Annotated in this window: 15 protein-coding genes; 12 read left to right on the forward strand and 3 right to left on the reverse strand. The window is 76.1% G+C overall.

The window, feature by feature from the left end:
* Window positions 1-27 precede the first annotated feature (27 nt).
* The 6 genes from EMA09_RS23640 (at window position 28) to EMA09_RS23665 (ending at window position 10,253) form a co-directional block, all read left to right on the forward strand.
* Entirely contained in the window at window positions 28-2,001 is a 1,974-nt protein-coding gene (locus tag EMA09_RS23640) for a TOMM precursor leader peptide-binding protein (protein ID WP_129842990.1), read from the forward strand.
* Between the two features lie 64 nt (window positions 2,002-2,065).
* Entirely contained in the window at window positions 2,066-4,906 is a 2,841-nt protein-coding gene (locus tag EMA09_RS23645; RefSeq protein ID WP_129842991.1) for a SagB family peptide dehydrogenase, read from the forward strand.
* A 118-nt stretch (window positions 4,907-5,024) separates the two neighbouring features.
* Window positions 5,025-5,207 carry a hypothetical protein gene (locus EMA09_RS23650; protein ID WP_129842992.1) on the forward strand — a complete coding sequence of 61 codons (183 nt, stop codon included), beginning with the start codon at window positions 5,025-5,027 and terminating at the stop codon, window positions 5,205-5,207.
* A gap of 92 nt (window positions 5,208-5,299) precedes the next feature.
* Entirely contained in the window at window positions 5,300-8,068 is a 2,769-nt protein-coding gene (locus tag EMA09_RS23655; protein ID WP_129842993.1) for a lantibiotic dehydratase, read from the forward strand.
* Window positions 8,065-9,099 (forward strand): lantibiotic dehydratase C-terminal domain-containing protein, encoded by a 1,035-nt coding sequence (locus EMA09_RS23660; RefSeq protein ID WP_129842994.1) that lies wholly within the window; start codon window positions 8,065-8,067, stop codon window positions 9,097-9,099. The genes EMA09_RS23655 and EMA09_RS23660 overlap by 4 nt, the downstream gene beginning before the upstream one ends.
* On the forward strand, window positions 9,096-10,253 hold the full coding sequence (locus EMA09_RS23665) for a thiopeptide maturation pyridine synthase (RefSeq protein ID WP_129842995.1): 1,158 nt from the start codon (window positions 9,096-9,098) through the stop codon (window positions 10,251-10,253). The genes EMA09_RS23660 and EMA09_RS23665 overlap by 4 nt, the downstream gene beginning before the upstream one ends.
* 395 nt (window positions 10,254-10,648) lie before the next feature.
* Here EMA09_RS23665 and EMA09_RS23670 read toward each other — a convergent pair whose 3' ends face one another.
* Both EMA09_RS23670 and EMA09_RS23675 read right to left on the reverse strand, forming a co-directional pair.
* A complete protein-coding gene (locus EMA09_RS23670) occupies window positions 10,649-11,815 on the reverse strand; it encodes a hypothetical protein (RefSeq protein WP_129842996.1) in 1,167 nt (388 codons plus the stop codon).
* Window positions 11,816-11,974: 159 nt separating this feature from the next.
* Window positions 11,975-13,009 (reverse strand): helix-turn-helix domain-containing protein, encoded by a 1,035-nt coding sequence (locus tag EMA09_RS23675; protein WP_129842997.1) that lies wholly within the window; start codon window positions 13,007-13,009, stop codon window positions 11,975-11,977.
* 117 nt (window positions 13,010-13,126) lie between these two features.
* Here EMA09_RS23675 and EMA09_RS23680 point away from each other — a divergent pair, with 117 nt between their 5' ends.
* From EMA09_RS23680 to EMA09_RS23700, 5 genes are all read left to right on the forward strand, one after another.
* The gene (locus EMA09_RS23680; RefSeq protein ID WP_129842998.1) at window positions 13,127-14,023 is read left to right on the forward strand and encodes an alpha/beta hydrolase; all 897 of its coding nucleotides are present in this window, start codon (window positions 13,127-13,129) and stop codon (window positions 14,021-14,023) included.
* 5 nt (window positions 14,024-14,028) lie between these two features.
* Complete coding sequence (locus EMA09_RS23685; RefSeq protein WP_240796533.1) at window positions 14,029-15,807, forward strand: ABC transporter ATP-binding protein; 1,779 nt, start codon at window positions 14,029-14,031, stop codon at window positions 15,805-15,807.
* The gene (locus EMA09_RS23690) at window positions 15,804-17,513 is read left to right on the forward strand and encodes an ABC transporter ATP-binding protein (protein ID WP_129843000.1); all 1,710 of its coding nucleotides are present in this window, start codon (window positions 15,804-15,806) and stop codon (window positions 17,511-17,513) included. Before EMA09_RS23685 ends, EMA09_RS23690 begins: the two co-directional genes overlap by 4 nt.
* Before the next feature lie 155 nt (window positions 17,514-17,668).
* Window positions 17,669-18,607 (forward strand): NAD-dependent epimerase/dehydratase family protein, encoded by a 939-nt coding sequence (locus EMA09_RS23695; protein ID WP_129843001.1) that lies wholly within the window; start codon window positions 17,669-17,671, stop codon window positions 18,605-18,607.
* A 22-nt stretch (window positions 18,608-18,629) separates the two neighbouring features.
* Window positions 18,630-20,528 (forward strand): hypothetical protein, encoded by a 1,899-nt coding sequence (locus tag EMA09_RS23700; RefSeq protein WP_129843002.1) that lies wholly within the window; start codon window positions 18,630-18,632, stop codon window positions 20,526-20,528.
* Window positions 20,529-20,656: 128 nt separating this feature from the next.
* Here EMA09_RS23700 and EMA09_RS23705 read toward each other — a convergent pair whose 3' ends face one another.
* Complete coding sequence (locus EMA09_RS23705; protein ID WP_168220793.1) at window positions 20,657-21,037, reverse strand: ATP-binding protein; 381 nt, start codon at window positions 21,035-21,037, stop codon at window positions 20,657-20,659.
* Between the two features lie 408 nt (window positions 21,038-21,445).
* Between EMA09_RS23705 and EMA09_RS23710 the strand changes: the two genes are divergently transcribed.
* Window positions 21,446-22,795 (forward strand): hypothetical protein, encoded by a 1,350-nt coding sequence (locus EMA09_RS23710; RefSeq protein ID WP_129843004.1) that lies wholly within the window; start codon window positions 21,446-21,448, stop codon window positions 22,793-22,795.
* Window positions 22,796-22,824: the final 29 nt, after the last annotated feature.

The following is a 22,824-nucleotide window of genomic DNA, read 5'->3' on the forward strand; positions in this document are numbered from 1 at the left end:
CCCGCACCGTGACGGCGGTGACGTCCGATGACCGGTACGACGAGTGCCGTGCGGGCCACGGCGGCGGGTGAACGCGCCGCGCCGGTGACCGCGCTGGCGGGCACGGGCCGTCTGCACACCGCGGTCCGCGCGGCCCTGCGCACCGCCGGCCACACGACGGTCCCCGCGACGGCGTCCCACGGCGCGTCCGCGCTCGTCGTGGTCGCCGACACCGAGCGGGTGGCCGCCCCCGCCGCGCCGGACGTGCCGTGGCTGCCGGTGCGGGTGGACACCGGGTGGGTGTGCGCCGGGCCGCTGGTCCGCCCCGGCCGCGCGGGCTGCCCGACCTGCGCCGAACGCCGCCGCGCCGTGAACCGCCCCGACGCGGCCGGCCGGCGCGCACTGCGTGAACGGTACGGCGCCGAGGTGACCGCCCGGCCGAACACCCTCCTCACCCCGCTCATCACCGCCACGGTCGCCGCGCTCGTCACCGACGACATCGACCGCCTGCGCCACGACGCCGCACCGCCCCGCACGGAGGGGGCCGTCCTGCGCGTCCGGCTGACGGACGGCCGCACTTCCCGCCACCTGCTGCTGCCCGACCCACTGTGCCCCGACTGCGGACGCCTGCCCGACGACCGGCCCGGCGCCGGCCGCCCCGAGCCGCGCCCCGTACGCCCCGCGCGCCCAGGCGGCCTCCGCGTCCGCGAACTCACCGGCCTCGAGGCCGAGCTGACCGGCCGCTACGTCGACGCCGAGACGGGCGTCGTGCAGTCCCTCGCCGACGGCCCCGACGGGGGAGCGGTCGCGGCCGTGGCACGGTTCCGCCCGGCGCTGGCCACCCGCGCGGGCCAGCACGGCTACGGCCGCGCCGCCGATCACGCCGCCGCGCGCCTCACCGCCCTGACCGAGGCCCTGGAACGGCTCGCCGGCATCCGTCCGCGCGGCCGTCGCACCGCCGTCCGGGCCGCGTTCGCCGACGTCGCCGACACGGCGCTCGACCCCCGCGCGCTCGGCGAGTACCCGGACGACTGGTACGACCGGCCCGGCGCACCGTTCGCCCGCTTCGACCCCGACCGGCCCGTCCCCTGGGTGTGGGGCTGGTCCTTCGCGCAGGGCCGGCCGCTGCTCGTGCCCGAGGCGTACGCGTACTACGGCCCCCGCCCCGCCGCCGAGCGGGCGCACCTCTACGAGACGTCGAACGGCTGCGCCCTCGGCGGCAGCCTGACGGAGGCGATCCTCCACGGCCTGCTGGAGGTCGCGGAACGGGACGCGTTCCTGACCACCTGGTACGCCCGGCTGCCCGCGCCCCGCGTCGATCTCGACGCGGCCGCCGACCGGCGCGTCCCCGTCACCGCCGAGCACATCGGGCAGCGTCTCGGCTACGAGGTGACGGCCTTCGACACGACCCTGGAGCAGGGCGTGCCGGCGCTGTGGGTGGTGGCCGTCGACCGGGCGCGCGGCGCCGGCGGACGGCCCGCCCTGATGTGCGCCGCCGGCGCCCACCCCGACCCGGAACGCGCCCTGCTCGGCGCCCTCGTCGAACTCGGCCCCGCTCTCGCCGGCCTGCTCCGCCGCTACGACGCCACGGCGGCCGCACGCCTGGTGGCGGACGCCGACGCGGTGCACGGAATGGACGACCACGCCCTCCTGTACGGGCACCCGGACGCCGCCCGCCGGCTCGGCTTCCTCCCGTTCGACGGCCCGGCGCACCCGCCCGCGCGCCGGGCGATCCGCACCGACCCCGGCGACATCGGCGCCGGCCTCGCCGACCTCGTCGGCCGCTACCTGCGCACCGGCCTCGACGTCATCGCCGTGGACACCACCGCGTCCGAGCACCGGGCCGGCGGTTTCCGCAGCGCGAAGGTCATCGTGCCGGGGACGGCGTCGATGACCTTCGGACACCGCCACCGCCGCGTCCACGGCCTGCCGCGCCTGCTGAGCGCGCCCCGCAGGCTCGGGCACGCGGACCGCGACCTGACCCCCGGCGAACTCAACCCGCACCCGCACCCGTTCCCCTGACCGCGCCCGACCGCACCACCACCTGCCGACGCCGACCGACCGAGCCCGACGAGGAGGTACGCCCGTGACCGAGCCCGAAGCACCGCCGCGCCCCGGCACCGCGCTGCGCGCCTACCTGCGTACGGTGCGGGACGCGCCGCCGCGCCCCCTGCCCGCCGGCGACGAACCGGCCGGCGCCAAGCACTACCCCGGCGCCCCCCGTGTCCCGCTGCCGGGCGGCCCGTCGCCCGCGTCCGCGCGGGACGGGGAAGCCGTCTTCCTGGGGGAGCTGCTGCACAACCTGGTCGGTGTCGTACGGGCGACGTGGTGCCACCCGGTGCCGTCGGCGGGCGGTCCCGCCGCCATGCCGCCGGTCGTGCTCGCGGGGCGGCCCGCGCCGTCGGGGGGCGCGCTGCACCCGATGGAGGCGTACGTGGCCTGCCGCCGCGACACGTACCCGGGTCCCGGTCTCCACCACTACGCGCCGGTCCACCACGCCCTGGAGCGGGTCCACGGCGGCGACCTGTCGGCCGCTCTCGCCGGAACGCTCCACCGGCCGCCCGCCGGACCGCCGGACGCCGTCATCGTCCTGACCGCCGTGTTCCGGCGCACGCTCGCCGGTTACGGCGAGTTCGGCTACCGCCTCATCTGCCAGGAGACGGGCGTGCTGGCCGCGCAGGCGACGGCCGTCGCCGAGGCGCTGGGCGGGTGGGTGACGACGCACCTGTCCTTCGCCGACGAGGACGTGGACGCGCTGCTCGGCCTGGACGGCGCGCGGGAGAGCGGCATGGCGCTGCTCACCGTGTCGTTCCCGTCCGCCACGGCCGGGGGCGCCGTACGTCGCGACGCACCACCCGCGGGGAGTACGGCGCCCGCCGCGCCGCGTCCGGCTTCGCGGCCGGGGGAAACCGGGGTTGCCGGTCCGGCACCCGCTGTCGGCCCGGGCGCGGTTCCGCCGGGGGAGGGGACGTTGCCCGGCGCGGCACTGCCGGGCGGCCGGTCGGTGACCGGGGCACAGGGCGCCACGGGTGCCGGTCTCGGCCCGTGGCCCGCGCGGGGCACGGTCGCCGCAGGGCTGAGGTCCGACGGCGGACATTCCGTCGATGCGTACCTGCCGGCCGATGCGGACACGACGGAGTCGCGCGCTGCCGCGACCGAGGCCGCCACGGGTTCCGGCGCGGCCACGCCGGAGCCGTCCGTGGAGGCAGGGGAGGGGGCGTTCGCAGGCGCGCCGTTCGTGGCCGGTGCCGCCGTCAGTGCCGGATCGACTCCATCGCGGGGGCGGTTCGAGCCCGGGGCGCGTGCCGCTTCGGGTCCCGGTTCGCGCGCCGGTCAGCCCACGGTCGCCGGTCCCGATGCGGCTGCGCCGGCCGTTCCGGCGGCGACCGGGTCGGGCGCGGCCCCGCGACTGGGCACACCACTCCCGCACGCGCCGGCGGACTCACCGGCCGAGGGCACCGAGGCCGATCCGCCGGCCGCGTCCGAGCCTGCTGTCGAGCGGTCGGCCATCGCGGCCGGGACCGGTGCGACGCTTCCGGGTGGTCTCTGCGTCTCCGGTCCGGGCGCGGCTTCGCGTCCCGCGCCGGAGCCGTCCGTGGAGGCGGGGGATGGGGCGTTCGCGGGCGCGCCGTCCGTGTCCGGTGCCGCCGTCGGTTCGAGCACGGTTGCGCCGGACGGCCCGGGCACCGATGTCGATCCGCCGGCCGCGCCCGGGCCTGCTGCCGCGCTGTGCGGTCCGGTCGTGTCCGGGCCGGACACGGCCGCCGCCCCGCCGGAGTCCGACGGCGGGTACGCCGCGGCTGCCGGTCTCGGTGCGGCGCTGCCGGCCGACCTCGCGGCCGTGACCTTGCACGCCGCGTCACGTCGCTTCCCCCGACAGGCCGTTCCGCCGTCCGCTCCCGGCGGCACGGCCCCGTCGGACACAGCCTCGCGTCCGGGGCGACCGTCTGCGGGGGAGGGCGTGGTCGCCCGCCTCGCGCCGGGGGCCTCCGCAGGCGCGGACGGTTCCGGAACGGCTCCGCCGGACGGTCGGATCGAGTCCGAACGGCATACCGCTGTGCGTCTCGCTCCGCTGCCCGTGCCGCTGGACGAGGCGGCGATCACCGGCCCGCCGTCCACTGGCGACGTCGGCGAGACATCGCGTCCCGGGCAGCCGTCCGCCGGGGAGGGCGTGGACACCCGCCTCGAGCCGGGGGGCTCTGCCGGCCCGTCGTCCGCGCCCGGGGCCGTCGGCCCGCAGGGCCGGGACGGTGCGGCCCCGGCGCTCCCGCTCCCGGCTCCCGCGCCGGTACGCCTCGCCGCCGGTGTGGCGGAACGCGTCTCCCCGGCGGCCGGTTTCCGTCCCGAACCGGTGTCACCGACCACTCTCGCCACCCTGCTGGCCGCCGCCACCGTGCCCCTGGACCTGTACGAGCCCGACCCCGTCACCCTCCACCTGCTCGCCCTGCGCGTCTCGGAACTGCCCGTCGGCGCCTACCGGTACGACCCGCACCGGCACACGCTGATGGCGACCGGCGGCCCCGACACCGTGACCGCCCTCACCACCGCCTCCCTGGCCGCCAATACACGTCTCGCCCTGCGCGGTGCCGCCCTGGTGCTCGTCCCCGTGGGCGATCCGCTGTCGGGCGTCGCCACCCACGGGGACCGCTGGTACCGCGTCCAGCAGGCCCGCGCCGGTCACGCCGTGCACCGCGCAACGCTCGCCGCGACCGCCCTCGGTCTCACCGCCCGGATCCACTCCGACGGCACCAATCCCGTCACCGACACCGCGCTCGGCGTGGCCGGCGCCGACGCGCGCGGCCTGTCGTTCCTCGCCGTCGGCCGGCCGCGCCTCGGCGGCCCGACCCTGACCCGCCGGCTGGCGCCGTTCCCGCGCGCCGCCGGCCCGCCCGACCCGACCGTCCCACCCCTCCCGCGCCCCCGCTGAGGACGCGGCCACGAAACGCGCCCCGGGGAACCGTCCCGACGGCCCCGGGGTGCGCACCGCGCGGCACCCGCCGGCGCGGTGTGCGCTCCCTCCACCACCGAATGAAGGAGACACCACCATGTCCGACCACGAGTTCACCCTCGACCTCGACGGCCTGGACGTCGACACCATCGACGTCCTGCCGGCCGACTCCGTCATGACCGAGGGCCACGGCGCCATCGAGACCGGCGCCTCCTGCTCCCCCGGCTACTGCTCCTGCTACAGCACGGCGATGAGCTGCTTCGTGCCGGAGGAGATCTGATCCACCCGGTGCCCGGGCCGCACGGCCCGGGCACCCCCCGGGGGCCGGCGCGTCCGGCCCGATCCGCCGTCCCCGCGCCCAGGAGCACCGACATGCCCGACCTGCCGCCGGCCACCGCCCCCGAGGACCGCACGCACCCCGCGCCCGGCGGCACGTCACCCGCCGGCGGAGTGCTGACCGCGCCGGACGCCCCCGCCGGCATCCGGCCGGAGGGCCGCGCGTACGTCGTCGCGCCGGTGTTCGGCGTCCGCGTCGCGGGGCTGCCCGTCGCCGCCGTGGAGTCGCTGCGCGCGCCGCGCGCCTGGGCGGCGGCCGACCGCCTGGCACAGGACGCGGCCCGGCTCGCCGCCGACGGCGCACGCCTCGCCGACACGCTGCACGACGCCATCGCCGACCCGTCCCGCGCGCCGGTCAAACCGCTCCTCGTGGCGCTGCGCCGCAGCCTGTTCACCGGCCGCAGGCCCACCGCCCGCAGTCTCGCCCCCGAGGTCCTCGCCACCCTGCCCGACGGGCTCGCGCGCGGGATCCGCGGCTGGGACGAGCGGCGCCTCGCGCACACCGAGGAGACCGCGGCGCTGCCCGCGCTCCTCGCGGCGGAGACCCGCGCGGCGGACGGGGCGATCGCCGCCGCCGCGTCGGCGCCCGACTTCCGCCGCGCCCTCGCGCTCAGCAGCCCCACCCTCTCCGCCGACCTGGCGGACTGGCTGGCCGGTCCAGGCCGCCCCGCCGACCGCAAGGCGCGGCTCAGCCTCGCCCGGTACGTGGCGCGGGCCGCCGCCAAGACCAGCCCGTACGTGTCGTTCGCCTACAGCGGCTTCGGCCGGTGGACCGCGGCGGGACCCGCCGTGCGCACCGCCGACGACCTGTCCTGGCGCAGCGTCGTCGAGCTGGACCGCGCGCAGACCACCCGGCTGTGGGCCGCGCTGGTACGGTGCCCCGCCGTACGGGACCGCGCGCGGCTGCGCGTGAACCCGACCGCCTCGGACGACGGCATGCGCGTCTGGTTCCTCGCGGCGGGCACGGCGGAACGGCTCGCGGGCGTCCCGTCCACCGGTTCCGTCCGCCACGTCCTGGCCGAGGTGCGCGGTACGCCCGGCCTCACCCTCGCCGGTCTGCGGCAGCGGCTCGGCGGGGGCGCCGGCACCGCGCGGGGACTCGAAGCACTCATCGACGCGGGACTGCTCGAACTCCTGCCGCCGCACGGCGACCAGTGCCCGGACCCGCTCGCCGCCCTCGACACCTGGCTCGCCGGGACGCTGCCGCCCGACGAGCCGGAACGCCCGGCGCTCCTCGCGTCCGTGCGGCGGATCCGCGCGGCCCTGCCGCCCGGCGGCACGCCCGACACCGCACCGGCCGCCGCGCGCGCGGCGCTGGAGACGACGTTCACCGAGCTGACCGGCGCGCCGCCCCGCCTGCCGGAGAAGAACCTCTGCCTGGAGACGGCCGTCCTGCCGGGCACCGCGGCCCACGCCGCGCTCCCCGACTGGACGCCGGTCCTCGACGACCTGGACGCGGTGCGCCGCCTGCTGTCCGTCTTCGACCTCGAACTGCCCGTCAAACTGGCCGCCGCCGCCGACTTCGCAGCACGCTACGGGCCGGACGCCGTCGTCCCCGCGCTCGCCTTCTACCGCGCCGTGCACGCGGACGGGCAGGACGCCGCGCCGGAGCTGGCAGGCGGCCTCCGCGCCCTGCTGCACAACCCCCTCGTCCCCCACCCCAGGACCCTGCTGACCAGCCCGGTGGCGCGGATGCGGGAGCTGGGCGCCGTCCGCAAGGAGGTCTGGTCGCTGCTGGGCGCGGGACCCGACGCGCGGCCGGCCCCCGTCCGCGTGGACCCGGACCTGCCGGCCCGGCTGTCGGCCGGCCGGCCCCCGTGGATCAGGGCGCTCGACTCGGTCTGCGCCTACGTCCAGCCCGTCACGGGACCCGACGGCCTGCGCGTCGTGCTCAACGCCATGACGGCCGGGCACGGGCGCGGCCTCGGACGGCTGCACCACCTGGTGGGGCTCGCCGGGGGAGAGGTCCCCGAGCCCGACGGGCTGCGCGCCCCGCCCGGCCCGGAACTGCGCGCCGAGTACCGGGGCGAACTGGCCAGCGCCCTCAACCTCCGGCCGCCCACCACCGACGCCGCGCTCGCCTACCCGTTCGGCGCGGGACCGGGCACCGGCGGCGCGCCCGAGCCGCCCCCGCTGTCCCCGGCCGACCTCACCGTGACGACCGACCCCGCGACCGGCCTGCTCACGCTCCGCGCGCCCGACGGCAGGCCCGTACGCCCCCTGCACCTGGGCCTCGTCGCCGAGCACTGGCTGCCGCCCGCCCTGCGCTTCCTGGTGCGCGTCTTCGGCGACCCGTCCACCGTGATGCCGCCAGGCTGGCTGTTCCGCGCCGGGGCCCGCGTGCCGGACGCGGGCGTCGTGGAGCGGTGGCCGCGGCTCGACGTCGGACGCGTCACGCTCGCCCGCGCCTGCTGGCGGCTGCGCGCCGGCGACTTCCCCGTGCCGGCGCGCGGCGAGTCGCAGGCGGCGCACCTGGTGCGGTTCGCCGGCTGGCTGCGCGATCACGGCGCGCCCGCCCGTTTCTTCGCCCGTGTCGTCGACCCGAGCGTCACCCTCGACGAGGGCATGCGCGACGGCATGCGCGACGGGCTGGTCGGGAAGGCCCGCAAACCGTTCTGGACGGACGCGGCCAGCCCGCCGCTGCTCGCCGGTCTGGTGCGCGCCGTCACCGCGGCGCCGCCCGGCGCGCTCGTGGTCCTTGAGGAGGCGCTGCCCGATCCGGCCGACGCGCCGCACCACGCGCACCACGGGCCGCGCGTCACCGAGTACCTGGTGCAGTTGTCCGCCGTGCGGGACGACCGGTGAACGGCGACCCGCGCTGGGTCAGCGCGCACCTCTTCCACGACGGCGACCTCGACCTCCTCGCGCGGCGCGTCGTGGCGCCCGTCGTGCACGAGGCGCGGGAACGCGGCCTGCTGCGGCGGCACTTCTTCCTGCGCTACTGGGAGGGCGGCCTGCATGTACGGCTGCGCCTCCTGCCCACTGCCCCGGAGGCGGCGCCGGAACTGCGGCGGCTGGTCGGCGAGCGGGCCGCGGCCCACTTCGCCACCACGCCGTCCGTGCGCGCCATCGGCGACGAGCGGTACGCGGAACTCGCCGCCAGGATGGCCGCCGGGGAACGCCTCACCTCGTACGAGACCGCCCTGCGCCCGCCCGACTCCGTCGCCGACGTGCCGTACCGGCCCGAGTACGACGCGTACGGCGACGCGTCCTGCCTCGACCTGGTCGAACAGCACTTCACCGAGTCCGCCGACATCGCGCTCGCCCTCATCGGCTCCGGCGCCGGCCGGCAGGCCCGCGCCCGGCTCGTCCTCGCCGCCCTCACGTGCGTGCTCGCCGTGTGCGAACCCCGCCACGACCTGGCCGCCGCGGCGTTCGCCGGCTCAGCGCCGGGACGGGCCTCGCGCGCCGGCGGCCCGGCGGGCGCGCAGGACCACTACGCGCGGCACGCCGACCGGCTGACCGCGCAGACCCGCGCCCTGTGGGAACGCGCCGCCACCCGCCGCCCCGCCCCGCCGGACCCGGCCGCCGCGCCCCTCGCGGCCTGGACCCACTCCATCGCCGTCCTGCGCGACGGCCTGCTGCGGCGGCGGGCGGAGGGCGCGTTCGACCCCCGCGACCCCGGATCGCCCCCGGGCGCGCTGGCGATGGCCATCGCCCCGGACCAACGGCCCGTCGGGCTGGTCCTCCTGCGCTGCGCGCACCTGCTCAGCAACCGCCTCGGGGTGACCGCCGACCACGAGGGCCTGCTCGCGTTCCTCCTCGCCCGCACCCTGCTCGACCTCGCGGGACCCGCCGCGCCCCAGCCCGTACCCGACGGGAGCCGCACCGCATGAACCCGACCACGCCCGCCCGCTGGCACAGCCTGCACGTCGCCTACTACGCCCCGGACAAGGACGCCCTGCTGCTGGACGCCGTCCGCCCGGCGCTGGCCCATGTGGCCGACCGCGTCAGCGGCGCCCACGTACTGCGCCACTGGCGCCGCGGACCCCACCTGCGGATCAACGTCCGCACCGAGCCCGCCCGCTGGCGCGAATCCGTGCGCCCCGACCTGACCGCCACCATCGGCGCCCACCTGCGCGCGCACCCCTCCACCACGGTCCTGGACCCCGACGAGGCCCTGCCCCGGCACCGGCTGCTGGCCCTGCGCGAGCAGGAGAAGGGGCCGCTCACGCCCTGGTACCCCGACAACTCGCTCCACGAGGAGCCGTACGCCGACCGCCGTCACGTCATGGGCGCCGACGCGGCGGCGGACGCCCTCACCGCCTTCTACGACGACGCGACCGGCCCGCTGTTCGCCATGCTGGAGCACATCCGGCAGGGGCGCGGGACGAGGCAGGGCCTCGCCGTGACCCTGCTGCTGGCCACCGCCCACGCGGGGGCGCCGCCGCTCACCCGCAGCTTCCTGTCGTTCCGGTCGCACGCCGACGGCTTCCTCAGCGGCTGCGGCGACCCGGCCGCCGTACGCGCCCGCTTCGAGGCCGCCTTCGCCCGGCGGCGCGGCGAACTGGTCGAGCTGGTACGGGCGGTGACGGGCGCCCTGGACGATCCGGCGGCCCCCGCACCGCCGTTCGTCCGCGAGTGGGCCGCCCTCCTGGCCGACCACGGACGTCGCGCCGAACCTCTCATCGCCCGCGGTGAACTGGCCCGCCCCGACGCGCCCCGCGCCCTGCCCGTGCCCGAACTCCCGGGCGTGCCGGCCGGTGTCCGGGTGCGCGGCCTGCCCCGCGACCTGGCGTACAGCGACCTGCACCGCACGGTCTTCGGCAGCGAGGCGTACCAGCGCGAGGTGTTCACGCGGCCCGACTTCCTGCGGTACCGGGTGCTGCTGAACCACACCTATCTGCACCTGACCCGCCTCGGCCTGACGCCCGTCGACCGCTTCCTGACCTGCCACCTCGCGGCGCGGGCCGTCGAGGAGACGTACGGGGTGTCGGCCGTGGACCTGATGCGCCGCGCCGTCGACCGGATCGAGGCCAGGCCGGACTGACCAGCGGCCCGTTCAGTCCGCCGCCGGGCGGCGGAACGGCGGCCCGAGACCGTCCGTCCGCCACCGGACAGGTCGAGGACCAGCTCGTCCCGGCGCCGGACCCCCGGACCGCGATGGGACCGCCCCACGGGTGGGTCCATCTTGAGGCGCACGTACATCGTTCTGGAGAGCCGGCGCCGGGATTCGACCCGTGTGAAGCGTCCCGCTGTCCGCGTCGGGGTCCACGCTGCGACCTGCTGTCACCGATGATCAACGGTGGCCGCACCCGCACCGGAGCGGACCCCGGCGACGACCGCGGAGCTCAGCGGGATGAGGGACGCCTTCCGTCGCGGTGAACTCGGGCAGCCGGAGAAGGACGCCCCTCACCGTCGGGACCACGGTCCACGGCTGGAGTCCTAGACGCCGTGGACGGAGAAACCGCCTGTGCCCGCCGTTCCGGTGCCGCCGGGTCTGAACGTGGGTGCCGTTCGCCGGGAGGAAGTCCTCGCGGGGCGCGGGCGGGGCGGGCAGGCGCGGCCCGTGCGTTCGGCGACCTCCGTGAGCCGTTCCCAGTCGGCGTCCCCGTACGAGCGGCGGTACGCGCGCAGTTTCGCGCCGCGCGGGTCGATCCGGTCGTACGCCTCCCACTGCTCGGTGCAGAACAGGAACAGCGGGAGCCGTTTCCCGTCGGCGGGACGCAGGCCGGCGTCGGCGGCGATGGCGCGGGCCGTCGCGTCCCCGTCCATGGCGTGCCGGCAGAGCACCTCCCGAGCGGGTCCCGGGGGCAGGTCGCGCAGGACGCGGCGGCAGGGCTCGGAGACGGCGGCGGGGAGCCGCCGTTCGAGCACGCTCAGCAGCACCGGCACCAGTCGCCGCGCGTCATGGTGTGCCACGGCGTCCGGCCGGCCCTTGAGGATCGCGAGAACGGCCGGTTCCGCGTCCGGGTCCGCCTCGTACGGCTGGGGCGGCCGGTACGCGTGGGGGTTCTCCAGCAGCAGGTGCGTCAGCACGGTCGGCCGGCCCTCGCGGTCCCACAGCACCCCGTCGCCGCCCTGCTGCCGCGACCGGAGCGACCAGGTGAAGAGCCGTGTCATCGCGTCGAGCAGCGCCGGATGGTCCGTGACACGCAGCACGTCCTGCACGGCCCGGCGCGTGCGCGGGTCGCTCGCGGAGCGTGCCGCCTCGACGATGTGGTCGGCGCCGAGCAGCCCGTCGTCGTGCCGCCCGCCGCTCAGCGCCCCGACGAGCCGTACGGCGGGCACGAACCGGCTGTCCCGGACCGGTGCCGTCAGGAACAGCGCCGCCGGGTACGGCAGATCACCCATGCGTTCGATGGCGTACCAGATGGCGCCGCGCGCCGACGGCTCGCCGTCCCAGGCCTGTTCGAGCGCCGCGCGGGCGCGTCCCGCGGCCCGCTCGTCCACGGCCCGGCACATGACGCGCACGAGCGCGCCCACGAAGGGGTACGTCCGCCGCCGGTACGCCCGGCACAGACGGCCGGCGGCACGTGGCGCGGCAGGCCCCGAACGGGCCGTCGCGCGCCGCTCCCACCGGCCGGCCCACAGTTCGTCCCATATCCGCACGCCGCACCTCCCCGTCCCGGACGCGGACCGGCTCCCCCGGGCCACGCGCCCGGCGGAGCCCGACGTACAACCCACCGTTCCTACCCGGACGCGCCTCCGGGGAACCGCGTGTCCGGGTAGGACATCGCCGGGGAGCCGATCGGTCCCCCGGCACCGCCCTCAGTCGCCGAGGAGCCGCCATGCGGTGAGGGCGATCCTGGCCCGCGTCAGCCCTGTCGGCGAGGCGAGGTCGAGGCCGAGCGTCCTCCCGATCTGCTCCACGCGGCGGGCGACGCTGCTGTGGTGCAGGTGGAGCGTCTCGGCTGCGCGGCGCAGGGAACCGGTGGCGCAGTAGGCGTCCAGGGTCTCCAGGTCGTCGGGCGAGCCGGCGACGCGCGCCACGCCCTGGACATCGGCGTTCTCACGCGAGGCGTCCGGTGGGATCTCGGCGAGGAGCGCGAGTGCGCCCAACTCGTCGTGCTGCACGACGGGGCGACCGGGGCCGGTGAAGCGGAGGGCGGTGCGGGCCTGCTGCCACGCCAGGTCGGGGGAGTGGGCGTGGCTGATGCCCGCGCGCGTGCCGGCCGGGAATCGCGCGGCGTCCACGGTCGTGGCCAGGATGACGCCGGTGTCCGCGATCGGCGCCGCTTTCACCGGGCGCGCCGGGCAGATCAGGCCGGCGATCCGGTCCAGGGGCACCCGCGACCGCACGGCGGCGACGCGCACCGGCAGGTCGGGGGCGAAGCCCAGGAGCCGCAGCGCCCGTGCCCTTGCGGCCTCGTCGCTGTCGGCGCTGATGACGAGCTCGACGAGGGCGGGGTCCGCCATGGTGGTGCGGGCCGGACCGTACCGCTCGACGACCGCGGCGACGGCGATGGCGAAGCGGGCGAGCAGCACCTCGTCGAGCGGATCGGGCCGGCCGGGGCGCTCCAGCCAGGCGGTGCCGATCTCCTCGTCGTCGAGCGTGACGGGTGCCGTGCCGGACGCGTCGCCCGGTGGAGCCGTCGCCGCCCCGCCGCCGGGCGAGAAGCGGACCGTCCGCCCCGTGCCGTGGAGCCGGATCCCGGCCACGCAGCCGGCCAGGCCCGCCGATGCCCGCGCGAGCGCCGGGAGATCCACGCGCCGGCGCATCAGCGTGTCGTAGAACATGACGACGCGGATCGCGCCCCCGGCCTGTGCGTCGAGGTGCGACAGCCGTACCGCAAGTGCCTCCATGAGCCGGAGAATAGGGCCTTCGGCACGGCGGAGCGGCGCCGATCGGTGCGTGATCGGGGCGGGACGCGCGACGGACGGCGGATGAACTCCGGGCCGGCGGCCGTGAGGATGGCCGTCATGGATCCCGAACTCGAAGCTTTCGTCCCCCTGTTCCCCGACATCGACATGGACGACCCGGTCGCCGGGCGCGCGGTCCTCGCCGAACTGGCCGGTGCCAGGCCGCAGCCGGACGTCACCGACCTGGAGATCGAGGACCGCGCGGTGCCCGGCGACCCGGACGTGGCCGTGCGGATCTACCGCCCGCGGCAGGCGCTGGGGGCCGTCATCTGGCTGCACGGCGGCGGGTGGGTCATGGGCGGCCTGGACGCCGAGCACGCCTGGGCCGCCCGGCTCGCCGAGACGTCCGGCGCCGTCGTGATCTCGGTGGGCTACCGCCTCGCGCCCGAGCACCCGTTCCCGGCCGCCCTGGACGACGCGTGGGCCGTGCTCCACTGGACGGCGCGGCACGCGGCCTCGCTCGGCATCGACCCGGAACGGATCGCGATCGGAGGGCACAGCGCGGGCGCCGGGATGGCGGCCGCCACGGCGCTGCGGGCGCGCGACGAGCGGGGGCCGGCCATCCGCCTCCAGCTCCTCAACCAGCCCTGCCTCGACGACCGGCCGGAGACCTGGTCGCGGCGGAACTTCACGGACACGCCCTGGTTCGACAGCGACAGGATCGCCGCGGCGTGGCGGCACTACCTGGGCTCCCGGCCCGCCACACCGTACGCGGCCCCCGCGCGGGCCACCGACCTGTCCGGTCTGCCGCCGGCCTACATCGCCACCGCCGAGTTCGACCCGAACCGCGACGAGGACATCTCCTACGCGCTGCGCCTCCTCCATGCCGGCGTGACCGTGGAACTGCACCAGTGGCCCGGCACCTTCCACGGGTCGCAGGCGATCCTGTCCGCCGACGTCTCGCAGCGGCAGGTCGCCGAACTCGCCGCGGCCGTGCGCCGGGCGCTGGCCGGGTGACCGCGGTGACCACGGCCACGGCCACGGCCAGCGCCCCCGATCCGGCCGGTCCGGGCGCGGCGGGACTGCTGCGGCCCCACGCGCGGACGTTCGCGGCCGTCGTGATCCTGCAGGCCGTCGGCGCCGTCGCGGGCCTGGCACCGCTCCTCGCGGTCGCCGAACTGGGGCGCTCCCTGCTGGCCCCCGGGCCGGCCGACCACGGCCATGTCCGTGCCGTCGTCGTCGCGGGCGCCGCCGGCCTGTTCGTCCGGCTGCTGTGCACGGCCGCGTCGTCCGGTATCGGGCACCTCCTCGACGGGCGGGTGCAGCTGTCGTTCCGCCGCCGCCTGGCCGCGCGGCTGGGGCGGGCACCGATCGGCTGGTTCTCCCGGCGCGGGACCGGCGAGCTGGCGAAGGTGGTGGGGGAGGACGTGAGCGCCGTGCACCCCTTCATCGCCCACACGCCCGGGGAACTCGTCTCCGCGTTCGTGGTGCCGCTCGTGTCGCTGGTCTACCTGTTCACGATCGACTGGCGGCTGACGCTGATCACCCTGATACCGGTGGTGCTCGCGGTCGCGTTCGTCCCGCTGATGATGACTCCCGGCAGGCAGCGGACGGAGGCCGAGTTCGACCGGGCCATGGGACGCATCTCCGACACCGTCGTCGAGTTCGTGCGGGGCATCGCCGTGGTCAAGGCGTTCGGCGCGTCCGGGCGCGCCCACCACGACTTCCGCGTGGCGGTGGACGCCTTCGTCGACACCTTCAAGCGCTGGGTGCGCGGCCTTTCCGGGATCGCCGCGGCCATGCAGCTGGCGCTGTCGCCGCCGTTCGTGCTGCTGGCCGTGCTGGCCGGCGGCGTGCCCCTGGTCACGGGCGGCGGCCTGCCTCCGGCGGACCTGCTGCCGTTCCTGCTGCTCGGCCTCGGCCTGACCGCGCCGGTCGCGGCCCTCGGCCACGGATTCGACGACCTGCGGGCGGCTCGGCGCGCGGTCGGCCGCATCGGCGAGGTGCTGGCGGTCGAGCCGCTGCCGGAACCGAGGCAGCCGGTGCCGCCGCGCGGGCACCGGGTGGAGCTGCGCGGCGTCCGCTTCGGCTACGAGGCGGACCGCGAGGTGCTGCGCGGGATCGACCTGGTGCTCGAACCCGGCACGGTCACCGCCCTCGTCGGTCCGTCGGGAAGCGGCAAGTCGACGCTGGCCCAGCTCCTGCCGCGGTTCTTCGACCCGACGCACGGATCGGTCGTCCTCGGCGGTGTCGACCTGCGCGACATCGGCAGCCGGGAGCTGCACCGGACGGTCTCCTGCGTCCTCCAGGACGTACGCCTGCTGCGCGCGTCGGTCACGGACAACATCGCGCTGGCCGTACCGCACGCCGATCACGAGGCGGTGGTGCGCGCCGCCCGGCTGGCCCACATCCACGAGCGCGTCCTCGAACTGCCGCGCGGCTACGACACGGTCCTCGGCGAGGACGCCACCCTGTCCGGCGGTGAGGCGCAGCGGATCTCGATCGCCCGCGCGCTGCTCGCCGACACCCCCGTGCTGGTGCTCGACGAGGCGACCGCCTTCGCCGACCCGCAGACCGAACAGGCGGTGCGCCGGACCCTGACGACCCTCGGCGGCGCACGGACGATCCTGCTCATCGCCCACCGTCAGGAGACGGTGGCCGACGCCGACACGGCCGTGCTGATGCGGGACGGAACCATCGTCGAACACGGCACCCCCGGCGAACTGCTCGCGAGGAATGGCGAGTTCGCCGCGTTCTGGCGGGCCGGCCGAGGCGCCGGACATGAGGAGGAGACCCGATGATCAGGACACTGCTGCGCGTACTGGGACACGAGCACGCCCGGCCGGTGCGCCGTACCGTCGCCCTGATGACGACGGCCGCGGTGGCCGAGGGCCTGTCCTACGCGCTCCTGGCGCCGATCCTGCGGGCGCTGTTCGGGAGTTCCCCGGAGGACGCGCGGCCCTGGCTGGCCGCGTTCGGGGCCGCGGTCGCGGTCTACGCGGTGCTGCGCTACGTCAGCGACATGTCCGGGTTCCGCGCCGGTACGGCGCTGCTGCGCGGCATGTACCACCGGCTGGGCGATCACCTGGCCCGGCTGCCCATCGGCTGGTACGGCGGGAGCCGCGTCGGTGAGGTGTCCGTCCTGGCCGGCCCCGGCGTCCTGCAGGCGATGAGCGTGATCGTGCACCTGCTCGCACCGTCCATCTCCGCGATCGCGACCCCGCTGACGATCGTCGCCGTGCTGCTCACCCTCGACTGGCGGCTCGGGCTCGCCGCGCTGGCCGCCGTACCCGTCGTCGCCGCGATCCACCTCTGGGCGGGACGCTCCACGACCGCGGGCGACGCGGAGCGTCAGGAACGCGACCACGAGGCCACCGGGCGGGTCATCGAGTACCTCGACGCCCAGCCGGTGCTGCGCGCCGGCGGCCGGACCACCGAACGGTTCGCCCTGCTCGACGACGCGCTGCGGGACGTCGAACGCGCCTCCCGCCGCCGGGTCCTGTCCTCGCTGCCCGGCACGCTGGGCCTGACCCTCACCGTGCAGGTGGCGTTCACCACCCTGCTGGCCCTCGGCGCCCACCTCGCGCTCGGCGGGCACATCGGTACGGCTGAGGTCCTGACGATCCTCGTACTGACCGCCCGCTGCGCCGATCCGCTGCTGTCGCTGACGCACATCGCCGGCAGCCTGCGCGGGGCGCGCCACGTCCTCGCGCGACTCGAAGCGGTGCTGAGCGCCGAACCGCTCCCGGAAGCCCCGGAACCGGTCGAGCCCGCGGGCCACGATCTGGAGTTCGACTCCGTCGTGTTCCGGCACGGCGGGCGCACCGTCATCGACGGGGTGTCGTTCTCCGTGCCGCAGGGCCAGCGGCTCGCCGTCGTCGGGCCGTCGGGCACGGGGAAGAGCACCCTGCTGCACCTGCTCGCGCGGTTCCACGACGTGGACGCGGGCGCGGTGCGCGTCGGCGGCGTCGACGTGCGCGCCATCGGCACGGAGGCGTTGATGGCGCGGATCGCGATCGTCTTCCAGGACGTCCACCTCTTCGACGGCACCATCGAGGACAACGTGCGGCTCGGCCGCCCCGGCGCCGACGAGGCGCAGCTGCGGGCGGCGGTCGCGGCGGCCCGTCTCGACGAGGTGATCGAGCGGCTGCCCGGCGGCTTCGCGGCACGCGTCGGCGAGGGCGGCGCACGGCTCTCGGGCGGCGAACGCCAGCGGGTCGCGATCGCCAGGGCACTGCTGAAGGACGCCCCCGTCGTGCTGCTCGACGAGGTGACCTCGGCCCTCGACCCGGTGAACGAGGCGGCCGTCCACGAGGGCGTCGAACGCCTGATGGCGGGCCGGACGGTCGTGACGGTGGCGCACCGGATGCGGACCGTCCGCGACGCCGACCGCGTCGTCTTCCTCGACGGCCGGATCGTGGAGGAGGGCACCCACGACGAACTGCTGCGCCGCGGCGGCCGTTACGCGGCGTACTGGAACCTCTCGGCGGCACCGGCGGGCGATTGAACGGTGCCCGTCGCAGCACGTCGCATTGATGACTGAGCGTCAGACCTGCGCCGTCCAGGGCGAGTACGGCCCACCCGTCTCCGCCCGCGCACCCACGCACGGCTACGGTGTGCGTGGCCGGGGACGCCGTTCCCGGCGCGACCGAGGAGAACGGTATGGCTGTGCACGTCGTCGTCGGAGCCGGTCCGGTCGGTTCGGCGACCGCGCGGCTGCTCGCCGGCAGAGGCGAGCGGGTCCGCCTGCTCACGCGCCGCGGCGGCGGCCCGGAGCTGCCGGGGATCGAACGCGTCGCCGCGGACGCCACCGACGCGGAGGCGCTCACCCGGCACGCCGGGGATGCCGTCGCCCTCTACAACTGCGCGGGACCGCCCTACCACCGCTGGACCACCGAGTGGCCGCCGCTCGGAGCGGCGCTCGTCCGCTGCGCCGGGACGACCGGCGCGGTGCTCGTCACCACCGGCAACCTGTACGGCTACGGCAGCGTCGACGCCCCGATGACCGAGGACCTGCCGCTGCGCCCCAACTCGGTGAAGGGCCGCGTCAGGGCCGCGCTGTGGACCGAAGCGCTCGCCGCGCACGAGGCCGGGCGCATCCGTACGGCCGAGGTCCGCGGCTCCGACTACCTGGGCGCCGGTACCGTCTCGCCGTTCAGTGTCCTGGTGCTGCCGAAGGTGATCGCCGGGCGGCGCGGCCAGGTCCCGGCCGACCTCGACGCGCCGCACAGCTGGACGTACGCGGGCGACGTCGCCCGCACGCTGGTCGCCGTCGCCGCCGACGAGACCGCGTGGGGCAGGGCGTGGCACGTGCCCACCGCGCCACCGCTGTCCGTCCGGGACCTCGCCGTGCGCACCGCCGCCCTGGCCGGCGCGCCCGCCCCGCGCATCGGCGTGATGCCGCGTGCCGCGCTCCGGCTCGCCGGGCTGTTCAACCCGACCGCGCGGGAGATGCTGGAGACGCAGTACCAGTTCCGCGGGCCGTTCGTCCTCGACTCGTCCGCCGCCACCGCGGCGTTCGGGATCGAGCCGACCCCGACGGACGAGGCGCTGCGGGAGATGATCGACGACGCCCGCTCGTCGGCCGCGCGGAAGGCGTGACGCGCGCCCCTACAATGCGTGAATGCCACAGGTGATCGACTACGGACGGTTCGCCGACCGTCTGCGCGAGGCCCGGGAGCGTACCGCCGCCGACCCCGGGCAGCGCTGGGCGCTGCTCGACGAGGTGCAGCGCGAGTGGGGCTGGGTCGACCCCGGCGGCGAGCCGGTCTGGCGCGCGGGCGACGGCGAGAACGTCGACATCCGCCCCGACCCGTCGCTGCCGGTGCCCGCGGCCCTCACCGAATGGTGGGCGTCGCCCGTCAACTCCTTCTCCTTCAGCCCGCGCCTGTACTGGGTGCACACGCAGTGGCCCCCGCTCCCGCAGGACGAGCTGCCGCCCGGGACCGTCCCGCCCGCGCCGGGCACGGACCGGCGGGTGTGCGTCTTCATGTCCGAGTACCAGTACTGCAACCAGTGGGGCTACCCCGCCGCCGAGGCGGCGCAGGACGATCCGCGTGTCCTGGTCAGCACGGGCGACGACGAATGGGTGCCGCAGGCTGCGTCGATATCCGAGTTCCTGCTGCACCTCGCGCTGGAACGGCTGCCGGGCCACTTCGGGTTCACGGTCCGCCTGGACCACGGTGACCTGCACGACGACCCGGCCGTCGTGGAGCGGCTGCACGCGTCGTTCCCGGAGTTGGGCCTCCTCCCGTGGCAGGAACTGGCGGCGGACGCCGTCCTGCACGGCGGCCCCGACGTCCTGGTCACGCACGCGCGGGGCGGCTGGGTCGACTGGCCGCTGATCGTCCATGGCCGGACGCGGCAGGCCGTCGAGGACGCGCTGGCCGTCCTGTGCCCCGACCTCGACGGCGTCCGCGTGGAGCCGCCGGACGAACTGCCGGACCGCCTGCTGGACCTGCCGCCGCTGGAGTTCGCCGCCGGTGACGAGGACGACCTGGGACGCTGGCGGGCGGAGTCCGTCGGCACCCCGCCGCCCGGCGGCGTACCGCGGGTGCCGGCGGCGGCCGGTCTCGACGGCCTGCCGGACGTCACGGCCCGCGCCGCCGGCGGGGGCGGCACGGTCGCGGTCGCCGGCGACGCGGCCGGTACGGTGCACGCCCGGCTGCTCGGCGGAGCCGCCGGTGACGAGTGGCTGGGCACCTCCGAGCCGCTGCACCGGGCACCGGTCACCGCCGTCACCTGCGTCCGGCAGGGCGCGGAGGCGGGCTCCGAACTGGTGGTCAGCGGGGACGCGGCCGGTGTGCTGCGGATCTGGCGCACCGACGGCCCGCCCGCCGCGGGCCCGTTCGACCGGCGCGGCGCGGCGGTGACGGCCCTCGCCGCCACGGTGCTCCCCGGCTCCGGCACCGCCCTGGCCGCCGCCTGGGCCGACGGACTGGTACGGCTGTGGGACCTCGGCACCGGCTGCCGGGACGTGGTGGCCGACCTGCCGCTCGGCACCGGCATCGAGGATCTCCACCTCACGGCGGACGGCGTGCTGTGGGTACGCGGCGGCACCCCCGGCTGGGCCGCCCTCCGGCTCGACCCCGACGAACTGTGGGTGCTGCGCTGGATCAAGGAGACGGCGGACCGCTTCCCGTGGGACCGGCTGCGGTGCAATCGCGGAACGGCCGAGAACGTACCGTCCGAGATCCTGCGCGCCGGCTGGGACGACGAGACGGTCGCGACCCGCGCAGCGGAGCAACTGCACTCCCTGCTGGTCCACGGCTACGGCGCCACCGCCGCGATGGCCGCCGCGCCGCTGCTCCTGAAGATGGTGGCCAACAGCTGGACCCCGATCCCGGGCCGCCTGATGCAGCTGGTGGCGGACATGGCCCGCGTGGACAGGGGCCGCTCGGAAGCGGCCGACACCCAACTCGACACACTGCGCCAACTCCTGCCCGCGGCACGCTTCCTGGCGGAATACCCCGACGAGGAGGTCCGCACGGCCCTGGCCGAACTGGAACAGAACCTCGCCTGAGACACATCGGCGGGGGAGACACCGGGTGCGGTGCCGCCGGCCACGGCGACGGGCAGCTCGCCGTCCCTCCGGACTCGGATGGCCGCACGGCACGCCGTGAACGAGGCGGCGACCGCCTCATCGATCGGTCAGCCCCCGAGAAGGGCGAAGACGTGCTTCCGCCTCCGCCCCGGGCGGCGCTCCCAGCCCCAGTCCCGGGACAGTGCGGTGACGAGCGCCAAGCCGCGTCCCTGTTCCGCGTCGCCGTCAGCTCGCTGAGGCGCGGGTGGCGTGTCCGGCATGTGGTCGCTGACCGAGATGAGCAACCCGGGTCCCGGCCCCAGCATCATCTCGACCGGCACAGGACCGCCCCCGACTCCGCCGTGTTCCAGCGCGTTGGCGAACAGCTCGGTGCCGACGATCTGAGCGTCGGAGATCAGTTGTCCGGGCAGATCCCAACTCCCGGCGAGTTCGGCCAGTGCCTGACGCAGGTGCCCGGCACTGGCGGGTACGCCGGGCAGCACCAGCACGTACCAAGGACCGGCTGTCAGGGGGCACGGCTTTTCGGAGCCGGGCGCCGTCGAGGTGACGAAAGGCGGTTCGGACGAGGCGGCCCACCAGGACCGGAGGGCTGTCCATCCCGAGCGAAGGTGTCGGGGGAAGCCCACGTACAAGGACGGGGAAACTGCCGTCAGGACCGTCACACTGACCATCTCCAGAAGCGGGGGCGCGCCGCGATGACCGAAGGTGTCGTCATTGTGGCGCCGCGTGAGAGGCAAGAGTCGTCGTCGGCCGGGTCCCCCGCAACCTGCAGGCCTGCAGGATTCACCCGCCACTGCACAGGGCTGGACCGGCAATCCTGTGCTTTCGCAGGCAACCCGCCGTTCCGACCGGATTGAATGGCCCTGGACCACCGGTGACGGAAAGGGGTCGATCAGTTGCAGCCGCAGAGCTCGAAGCACGGACGTACCTGCGCGGAGGGTTGGCGCTCGCGCGGCCGGGCGGAGCAGTGGTCTCTCGACCGGATCGCCGCCGAGATCCGTGATTGCTGTGCGGTGAGCAGGCTGCGCTCCCACCGGCTCGCGCGCGGCTGGAACATTGCGCGGGCCACGGACGAACTCCGCGAGCTGGGCGCCGCTCTCGATGTGGACGTCCGGATGGACCCGGAAGCTCTCCGCCGGTACGAGACGGGTCTGCTGAAGGCGCCCCGCGCCCAGACCGTCGCGCTGCTGTGCCGGCTGTATGACGCATCGATGGACGAACTCGGTCTCGGCCGTGGCGAAACGCCGATGACGGCGACGGTCTCGGCCGACCGCATGCTGGACTCGCTGGACACTCGACTGGACGATGTGAGGCGGTCACTGGACCGTACGCTGGCCAAGGGCACGGTGAGCGGGGAACAGCTCGACCTCTTGGAGGAGCGTCTCATCTGGCTGCGGCAGCGGTACGTCTCCACCGCACCTGCCACGATGCTCGACCTGCTGATTCATGAACTGCACGAAGTGCGGGAGCTGGCGGCGGAACGGCAGCCGGCCCTCGCCCAGTCACGTCTGTCGGAGATGACCGCGTACCTGGCCACTCTCACGGCCGACGCCTTCATGAAGCTGGGGCGCGTTCAGCGAGCCGGCGCCTGGTACGCCACGGCGCGCGCGGCGGCGGACGACTCGGGGAGCCAGGAAGTCCGCGCACGGGTGCGAGCGCAAGCGGCGATGCTGCCCTACTACTACGGCCCCCTGGACGCGGCCGCCCGCCTGGCCAGGGAAGCGCAGCTTCTGTCCTCCCGGCCGTCGCCGACCAGCGCGCTCGCCGCCGCTGCCCAGGCCCGCGCCTCGGCCCGGTGCGGGGACGCCGCCGGTGCCCGGGCGGCGATCGCCGCCGCCCGGCACGACTTCGACCGGGCGGCCGGTCCCGAAACCGATGACGCCTTCGGGTTTCCCCGACGGCGATTGCTGCTCTACCTCAGCGGTGCGTACACCCACCTCGGCATGTCGCGTGAGGCGTATGCCGTGCAGGATGAGGCTCTGGGGCTGTACCAAAGCCATCCGGGAAGCATCGACCCCGCACTCCTTGCTTTCGAGCGAGCCATCTGCATGGTGCGTCAGCGTGCGCTCGAAGAAGCCGTCCACTTGGTCCGGAGCGCATATCTCGGTGTTCCGGAGGAGCACCGCACAGCGATTCTCGGCTCCCGCGCCCGAAGCATCATCGACGCCCTCCCGCCGGCCCAGCGGAGTACCCGCGCCATCAGGTCTCTGCGTGAAGTGCTGGCTCTGCCCGTCGGGGCGACGTAACGCCCCCGTCGGTAGGCCGTGCAAGCCTG

This window comes from Streptomyces sp. RFCAC02 (genome assembly GCF_004193175.1).
Classification (GTDB): Bacteria; Actinomycetota; Actinomycetes; order Streptomycetales; family Streptomycetaceae; genus Streptomyces.

Coding starts and splice junctions, on each gene's coding strand:
- EMA09_RS23640 (WP_129842990.1), top strand. CDS start 28: ATGACCGGTACGACGAGTGCCGTGCGGGCCACGGCGGCGGGTGAACGC.
- EMA09_RS23650 (WP_129842992.1), top strand. CDS start 5,025: ATGTCCGACCACGAGTTCACCCTCGACCTCGACGGCCTGGACGTCGAC.
- EMA09_RS23655 (WP_129842993.1), top strand. CDS start 5,300: ATGCCCGACCTGCCGCCGGCCACCGCCCCCGAGGACCGCACGCACCCC.
- EMA09_RS23665 (WP_129842995.1), top strand. CDS start 9,096: ATGAACCCGACCACGCCCGCCCGCTGGCACAGCCTGCACGTCGCCTAC.
- EMA09_RS23675 (WP_129842997.1), bottom strand. CDS start 13,009: ATGGAGGCACTTGCGGTACGGCTGTCGCACCTCGACGCACAGGCCGGG.
- EMA09_RS23680 (WP_129842998.1), top strand. CDS start 13,127: ATGGATCCCGAACTCGAAGCTTTCGTCCCCCTGTTCCCCGACATCGAC.
- EMA09_RS23690 (WP_129843000.1), top strand. CDS start 15,804: ATGATCAGGACACTGCTGCGCGTACTGGGACACGAGCACGCCCGGCCG.
- EMA09_RS23695 (WP_129843001.1), top strand. CDS start 17,669: ATGGCTGTGCACGTCGTCGTCGGAGCCGGTCCGGTCGGTTCGGCGACC.
- EMA09_RS23700 (WP_129843002.1), top strand. CDS start 18,630: ATGCCACAGGTGATCGACTACGGACGGTTCGCCGACCGTCTGCGCGAG.